We start from the raw sequence: 7251 nt of genomic DNA on the forward strand, positions 1-7251 counted from the left end.
CATGACCGCTGGACCTGGCGGCTACCGGCTGGAAGACCAGATCGGCTTCCAGCTGCGCCGGGCGAGCCAGCGCCACGGCGCAATCTTCGCCGCGCATATGGTGGCCGACCTGACGCCCACCCAGTGGGCGGCCCTCGTCAAGCTCGCAGAACGCGAGACCGTGTCGCAGAACCTGCTCGGCCGCGAAACGGCGATGGATGCCGCCACCATCAAGGGCGTCGTCGACCGCCTGCAGCGCCGCCGCCTTGTGGAAACCCGCCCCGACCCCGAGGATGGCCGCCGCATGCTGATTGCCGTCACCCCCGAAGGCAAGCGCCTGGTGGAGGACGGGATCAGCCGCGGCCTGATGATTTCCGCCGAGACCCTGAACCCCCTAAAGCCCGCCGAGCAGAAGCGGCTTCTGGATCTTCTGCGGCGGATCGCGTGAGGCGCCAGAGGCCCGGGTTGAAGCCACTATCCGGGCGCAATCAATTTGCTATGATCAGGCCCGGCAAAGACCGGGCCGCCCCGAAAGGCCCCGCATAATCACAGGAGGAAACCATGCCGGATTCAAAACTGATCGTCCCTCAGACCAAGCGCGTCTCGCGCCGTTCCGCCCTGAAGCTGGCGGGTGCCGGCGCGGCGGCGATGTTCGCCGGCCCCGGCTATGTGCGCTATGCCCAGGCGCAATCGTCGGAACCCATCCGCATCGGTTTCCAGGTGCACCGCACCGGCATCGGCGCCGCCTATGGCCGCTGGTACGAGCAGACCACCAACGCCGCCGTGAAGCTGATCAATGAGCAGGGCGGCATCAATGGCCGCCAGATCGAGATCATCGCCGAGGATGACGCCACCGACCCCGGCCGAGGTGCCGAAGTGGTGGAGAAGTTCGCCACCCAGCACAAATGTGACGTCGCCTTCGGCACGCTGTTCAGCCATGTGGTGATGGGCTCGGCGCCGCGCGCCGGCGAGCTGAAGCTGCCCTACTACGTGGTGTCCGAGGGCCATCACGTGGCCTCGGGCGCGCTCAACCGCTATACGTTCCAGCCCGGCATCACCGATGTGAAGTCCCAGGTGATCTCCATGGCCCCTTGGATTGCCAAGAACGTGGGCAAGAAGGTCACCATGATCTTCCCGGATTTCGCCTTCGGCTACGATCACCGCGATTATTTCTCCGCCGCCATCAAGGCGCAGGGCGGCGAGGTCAATGCGCTGATCCCGATCCCGCCCACCGAGAGTTCCTTCACCCGTTACTTCCCGCAGATCCCGGCGGACACCGAGGTCATCTACCACGTCATGGTGGGCCCCGCGGTGCTCACCTTCGTCAAGGAAATGGGCGAGCATTTCGGGTCTCAGCATCCCGCCCTGTTCGGCTTTATCGACAGCCTGGAAGCCGTTGACCTCAAGAGCCCCGGCCTCGAATTCCTGGAGGGCTCTTATCTCTGGGAGGCCTATCCGCGCTATGCCGGCGCCAAGCCCTCCGCATTCGACACCTTCTATCGCGGCAAGGTGGGCGTTGACGCCAACGGCGCCAGCGTCGCCGATCCTGCGGACATCTCGACCTATTCCCACATGTTCGGCTGCTGGGAGACGCTCTACATCCTGAAGCAGGCGATGGAAGCCGCCGGCTATCAGGGCCCGGCCGACAAGGCGAAGCTGATCGAGGCCACCGAGGCGATCACAACGATACCCGAGAGCAACGAACACCCGCAGGGCGACAAGCTGTTCAATGGCAAGATCCACCAGAGCTTCGGTCACCAGAACATCACCCAGGTGAAGAACGGCGTCGGTGAGGTGGTTTATCGCACCACCATCGAGGAAGGCCTCTACGAGCCGGAAGCCGACTACACCAAGATGCCGCTCTAAGCTCGCGGCTGGCATTCGGCATGGCCGGGCAATCGCGCCCGGCCATGTTGTTTCATCGAGGCAGGATCGAACGGCGGCGCCCTTGTCCTTTTTCCCCCATCTTCTGCTCGCCATTCTCGAAGGCACGGTGGCCGCCGCGGTGCTGGCGCTCTCGGCGCTCGGCCTGTCGCTGGTGTTTGGGGTGATGCGCGTCGTCAACGTGGCGCATGGCGAATTCTTCATGCTGGGCGCCATGCTTGCCTGGTGGATCGCCAAGCTCACGCCGGGCGGCCCATTCGCCGGCTTTCTCGCAGCACTGGTGCTGGCGCCGGTGGCGGTCGGCGCCCTGGCCTTTGTCACCGAGCGGCTGCTGTTGCGGCGCATCGGCTACGATCCGGAAGCGACGATCGTCGCCACCATCGGCCTGATGTTCGTCATCCAGCAGCTGGCGCTCAGCGTGTTCGGGGCCGACGCCAAGCCGGTGGCGGCGCCGTTTACCTACCGGATCGCCTTTCCGTGGTTCGGCTTCTCTGGCTACAAGCTGTTCGTGGTGCTGGCTTCCGCCGTTCTCCTGCTCTTCGTCTGGTGGGTGCTGGCGCGTACCAGGGCGGGGCTCATCATGCGCGTCACCCAGTTTGACCGCGAGACCGCCACCGCCTTTGGCATTCCGGTCAACCAGGTCTATGCCGCCGTCTTCGTGGCGGGTGCCGCGCTGGTGGCGATCGCCGCCGTGCTGATCGTACCGATCCAGCAGGCGCATTATCTGATGGGGCTCGATCCGTTGCTGATGAGCTTTATCGTCGTCATCATCGGCGGGCTCGGTTCGATCCGGGGCAGCGTGATCGCCGCGCTGCTGATCGGCCTTGCCGACGGCATCATTTCGATGTTCTTCACGCCAACCCTCGCCTCGATCATCGCCACGCTCGCCGTGGCGCTCGTTCTGGTGCTGCGGCCGCAAGGCCTGTTCGGGACCGCCGCCCGATGAGCGTGCGTGTCATACTGCTCCATGCGGCGGTGATTGCGGCGCTGTTGCTGTTGCAATTCGTGGCCAGCGATTATGTGGTGCTGACCTTCACCCGCATCATGGTGCTGGCCATCTATGCGCTGGGCTACAATATCCTGTTCGGCTACGCGGGGCTCCTGAGCCTCGGTCACGCGATGTTTTTCGCGGCGGGCCTTTATGGCGCGGCGCTGGGCGCGACGCGGCTAGGCCTCAGCCCACCGCAGGCGCTGTTGCTCGGGCTCATGGCTGGTGTCGTCCTATCCTTCGTCATCGGCCTCATCGCCCTGCGGGCGACGGGTGTCGCTTTCATGATCGTCACGCTCATGTTCAGCCAGGCGGCCTTTCTCACGGTGCTCTATTTCGGCGACATCACGCGCGGCGACGAGGGCATCGTGATTGCCGACGAGCTGCGGCGCTTTTCCTTCCTCGGTTTCGAGGCCGACTTGGCCGATCCGGTGCTGCGCTACAATCTGGCGCTGGGTTTCCTGGCTCTCGCCATCGCGATCTGCCTCATCGTGGTGCGTTCACGGATCGGCCATGTGCTGGTCGCTATCCGCGAGAACGAGAGCCGTACCGCCATGCTGGGCTATGACGTGGCGCGCTACAAGCTCATCGCCTTTGTGCTCTCAGGCGCCTTCGCCGCCTTCGCGGGCGCGGCCTATGCGCTGATGTTCGCCTATGCGGGCGCAACACTGGCCTCGATCCAGTATTCTATCCATCCGCTGTTGTGGACGCTGCTCGGCGGCGCTGCCACGGTTCTCGGGCCGTTGCTGGGCACCACGCTGATGTTCCTGCTCGTCGATTTCGCAAGCGGCTTCACCTCGGCGAGCCTGCTGGTGGTCGGCGTCGCGCTGATCCTGCTGGTGCTGTTCTTCCCGAAAGGCATTCTCGGCACGTTGCGGGAGCGGCTTCTGCCGTGGCTGCCATGAGCGCGCTTCTCGAAACCCGCCATCTGTCGCGCAGCTTTGGCGGGCTCAAAGCTGTCGAGGACGTGGATTTCGGCCTGGCGGCGGGCGAAGTGCGGGCGGTGATCGGGCCCAATGGCGCGGGCAAGACAACCTTTGTGAGCCTCATTTCCGGGCGGCTCGCGCCCAGTTCCGGCACGGTCGTCTTCGCGGGCGAGGATGTAACCGCACTCCCGGCCTTCCGCCGGGTGCAGCGCGGCATCGCCTACACGTTCCAGATCACCAGCATTTATGGAAATCTTACAGCCGAGGAAAATGTTGCGCTCGCCGCGCACCAGCCGGGCGCCCGCGCGAACCATGCGATTCTCGATCGCGTCGGGCTTGGCGCCCGCGCCGGCCAGCGGGCCGGAACCCTTTCCTATGGGCACCAGCGCTTGCTGGAGGTCGCCATGGGCCTTGCCCTGCGGCCGAAGCTGCTCATTCTCGACGAGCCGACCCAGGGCCTTTCCGACGCCGAGATCGAGGGCTTCATCGGTCTGGTGCGGGAGGTGGCGCGGGACGCAACCGTGCTGCTGATCGAGCACAATATGCCGGTGGTGATGGAGCTCGCCCATCGTATCACCGTGCTCGACCGGGGCCGCATCCTCGCCGAGGGCAGCCCGGCGGAAATCCGCGCCAATGCCGCCGTGCAGAGCGCCTATCTGGGAACCGGCTGATGCTCCAGATCCGCGATCTTGATTGCTATTATGGCGAGGCGCAGGTGCTGAAGTCCTTCTCGCTTGCCGCCCAGGCGGGCGAAATCCTCTGCCTGCTGGGTCGCAACGGCGCGGGCAAGACCACGGCGCTCAAGGCCATCATGGGGCTTGTGCCGGCGCGGCGCGGCTCAATCATGCTCGATGGCGCCGAACTCACCAGGCTTCCCGCCCATGAGGTGCCGCGCCAGGGCATCGGCTATGTGCCGCAGGGGCGGCGTCTGTTTTCCGACGCCACGGTGATGGAAAATCTCCGGGTCGGGCTGATGACCCGGAACTCCGGCCCCGACGTGCTTGAGCATGTGCTGACGCTGTTTCCGCTGTTGCGCGAGCGCCTGTCGCAGCGGGCCGGCACGATGAGTGGCGGCGAGCAGCAGATGCTCGCCATGGCCCGCGCCCTGTGCATCAATCCCAGACTATTGCTGCTCGACGAGCCGACCGAGGGCCTGATGCCCGCGATGATCGCCCGCATCCGCCAGTCGGTGCTCGATCTCAAGGCGCATGGCGTGACGACGCTTCTGGTCGAGCAGCGGGTTGATGCCGTGCTGCCGGTTGCCGACCGGGTGGCCGTTGTGGAGAATGGCCGGGTAACCGGTGTCGAATCCGCCAAGGCGCTCGCCGGTGACCGGGCGTTGATCGACCGTTACGTGGGCATTTGACGATGCGCCTGATCGCGCTTGTGGCGGTCATGACTGCGCTGGGCGCCGGCCCGGCGTTTGCGCATGCCGCGGGCCGCGGCTTCGTCATGCTGCTGCCGACAGGCTATGTGGTGGCCGGCGGCGCGCTGGCGGTGCTGGTCTCGTTCATCGCATTGTCACTGCTGTCCGGCCGCACGCTGCGCCTGCCTCCCGCTGGCGGAGCAGAGCGCCCCGCCTTCGGGCGCATCCTCAGCCTGATCAGCGCCGTCATCCTCGGCTTTCTCATCATCATCGGCTTTCTGGGCCCGCGCGACCCGGCGGAGAACCTCCTGCCGCTCACCATCTGGACGCTGTGGTGGGTGGTGATCGTCATGCTGCATCCCCTGTTCGGCGATCTCTGGGCGAAGATCAATCCGTTCACCGGGCTCCATGCTTTGCTAACAGGTTGCTGGCGGACCAGGGACAGCAAAGCGCTGCTGCGCTATCCGGACTGGCTCTCCTACTGGCCGGCGGTATGGGTGTTTTTTGCCTTTGCCTGGTTCCAGCTGGTGTTTCCTGCACCCGAGGACCCGGCGATCCTGGCGGCCGTGGTGTTGTGCTACGCGCTGGCGAGCGTTGCGGCGATCCTGCTGTTCGGCCCCGCGCAATGGCTGGGCAAGGCGGACCCGTTCGCGGTGTTCTTCTCGCAGCTGGGCGCCGCGGCCCCGCTGGGGCCGCGCGGCTGGCGCTGGCCTGGCCTGGGGTTGCTGGCGCTGCCGGCCCTGCCCGCGAGCGGCGTGCTGTTCGTTCTGCTCACGCTCAGCACCATCACTTTCGACGGTTTCGCCAATACCTTCCTCTGGCTCTCCATGATTGGCGTCAACCCGCTGGACTACCCCGGGCGCAGCGCGGTTCTCGAGGCCAACACGCTGGGGCTCATCTCGTCGTTCGCGATTCTCGCCTGCGGCTTCTTCGCGGCGGTGGCGCTGGGCTGGGCCTGGGCCGGCCGCACGGGCGATCTGCGCCGCCTGTGCGGCAGGCTGGTGTTCTCACTGATCCCGATCTCAATTGCCTATCATTTCGCGCATTATCTGAGCGACACGCTGCTCGCCCTGCAATATGCGGTGGTGGCGCTCAACGATCCGCTGCAGAACGGCGCGCAGTTCCTGGGTCTAGGCCACGTTCATGTCACAGCCTCGTTCCAGAATACCGCATCCGGCGCCTTCGCCCTCTACACCACCCAAACCGCAGCCATCGTCATCGGCCATGTGGTGGGCGTTGCCGTGGCGCATGCCATGGTTAGCGAATCTACGCCGTCCCGCGTTGAGGCCTTCAAGCTGGAACTGCCGCTGGCGATCTGCATGGTCGCCTATACGGGGCTTGGCTTGTGGCTGCTCGGCGCGCCGTCGATCGCCTGATCCATGATGATCAGCGCCATTCATGGACCGTGAACCGTGACCAACGGCGCACTTGAAACTTCCCCTTTCAGCATGCACTTAGACGGCGCAAGATGGATCATACAGATGGGCCCCCGCCGGGGTCCGCCGAACGGGGGCACTCCGCCATGAAGCATATCGTTCCGGCTCTGCGGCGGAACCTGGCGCGCAACGCGGACCATCATCCGCCGCCAGTCGGGCAGAAGCGTCCGGCCCATGGCGGGCACGCGCCTTCGCTCACCCTGTCGGTTGCTTCCTACAACGTCCACAAATGCGTGGGCACCGACGGCGTGTTCGATCCCGAACGGGTGGTCGATGTCGTGCTGCAGCTGGAAGCCGATGTCGTGGCGCTACAGGAGGCCGACCAGCGCTTCGGCAACCGCCGCGGACTTCTGAACCTGCGCGCGCTTCTCGAAAAGGGCGGCTACCGCTCGGTGCTGGACGAAGGCTCGCGCAAGCTGAGCCATGGCTGGCACGGCAATGTCATCCTGTTCCGCAAGGGGCTGGTCACCGGCGTCACCAAAATGAAGCTGCCGGGCTTCGAGCCGCGCGGCGCGGTTCTCGTCGATTTCGACATGCAGGGCATGCCCATGCGCGTGATCGGCGCGCATCTGGGCCTGCTTGCGTCATCCCGCGCCCGCCAGGCTGAGGCCATTCTCGAAGCCGCTCATCCGGTCGATGACCGCGCGGTCATCCTGCTGGGCGATACCAACG

8 protein-coding genes are annotated in these 7251 nt (G+C 65.5%); all 8 read left to right on the top strand.

All coding sequences use genetic code 11. From position 1 onward, the window contains the following. Nucleotide 1 precedes the first annotated feature (1 nt). A complete protein-coding gene (locus tag ACKOED_RS13715; protein ID WP_408917168.1) occupies nucleotides 2-427 on the top strand; it encodes a MarR family winged helix-turn-helix transcriptional regulator in 426 nt (141 codons plus the stop codon). 113 nt (nucleotides 428-540) lie between these two features. Then, nucleotides 541-1845 (top strand): ABC transporter substrate-binding protein, encoded by a 1305-nt coding sequence (locus ACKOED_RS13720; protein ID WP_408917169.1) that lies wholly within the window; start codon nucleotides 541-543, stop codon nucleotides 1843-1845. An 82-nt stretch (nucleotides 1846-1927) separates the two neighbouring features. Beyond that, a complete protein-coding gene (locus ACKOED_RS13725) occupies nucleotides 1928-2809 on the top strand; it encodes a branched-chain amino acid ABC transporter permease (RefSeq protein WP_408917170.1) in 882 nt (293 codons plus the stop codon). Further along, nucleotides 2806-3756 (top strand): branched-chain amino acid ABC transporter permease, encoded by a 951-nt coding sequence (locus ACKOED_RS13730; RefSeq protein ID WP_408917171.1) that lies wholly within the window; start codon nucleotides 2806-2808, stop codon nucleotides 3754-3756. Before ACKOED_RS13725 ends, ACKOED_RS13730 begins: the two co-directional genes overlap by 4 nt. Then, the gene (locus ACKOED_RS13735) at nucleotides 3753-4448 is read left to right on the top strand and encodes an ABC transporter ATP-binding protein (protein WP_408917176.1); all 696 of its coding nucleotides are present in this window, start codon (nucleotides 3753-3755) and stop codon (nucleotides 4446-4448) included. The genes ACKOED_RS13730 and ACKOED_RS13735 overlap by 4 nt, the downstream gene beginning before the upstream one ends. Beyond that, nucleotides 4448-5143: an ABC transporter ATP-binding protein gene (locus tag ACKOED_RS13740; RefSeq protein WP_408917172.1), complete on the top strand. Its 696-nt coding sequence runs from the start codon at nucleotides 4448-4450 to the stop codon at nucleotides 5141-5143. Before ACKOED_RS13735 ends, ACKOED_RS13740 begins: the two co-directional genes overlap by 1 nt. Nucleotides 5144-5145: 2 nt before the next feature. Then, complete coding sequence (locus ACKOED_RS13745; RefSeq protein WP_408917173.1) at nucleotides 5146-6519, top strand: hypothetical protein; 1374 nt, start codon at nucleotides 5146-5148, stop codon at nucleotides 6517-6519. Nucleotides 6520-6665: 146 nt separating this feature from the next. After that, nucleotides 6666-7251 (top strand): endonuclease/exonuclease/phosphatase family protein (locus tag ACKOED_RS13750; protein WP_408917174.1); only part of this gene is annotated, 586 nt, incomplete at its 3' end.

This window comes from Aestuariivirga sp., from assembly GCF_046093005.1.
Taxonomy (GTDB): Bacteria; Pseudomonadota; Alphaproteobacteria; order Rhizobiales; family Aestuariivirgaceae; genus Aestuariivirga.

Coding starts and splice junctions, on each gene's coding strand:
- ACKOED_RS13715 (WP_408917168.1), top strand. CDS start 2: ATGACCGCTGGACCTGGCGGCTACCGGCTGGAAGACCAGATCGGCTTC.
- ACKOED_RS13720 (WP_408917169.1), top strand. CDS start 541: ATGCCGGATTCAAAACTGATCGTCCCTCAGACCAAGCGCGTCTCGCGC.
- ACKOED_RS13730 (WP_408917171.1), top strand. CDS start 2,806: ATGAGCGTGCGTGTCATACTGCTCCATGCGGCGGTGATTGCGGCGCTG.
- ACKOED_RS13735 (WP_408917176.1), top strand. CDS start 3,753: ATGAGCGCGCTTCTCGAAACCCGCCATCTGTCGCGCAGCTTTGGCGGG.
- ACKOED_RS13740 (WP_408917172.1), top strand. CDS start 4,448: ATGCTCCAGATCCGCGATCTTGATTGCTATTATGGCGAGGCGCAGGTG.
- ACKOED_RS13745 (WP_408917173.1), top strand. CDS start 5,146: ATGCGCCTGATCGCGCTTGTGGCGGTCATGACTGCGCTGGGCGCCGGC.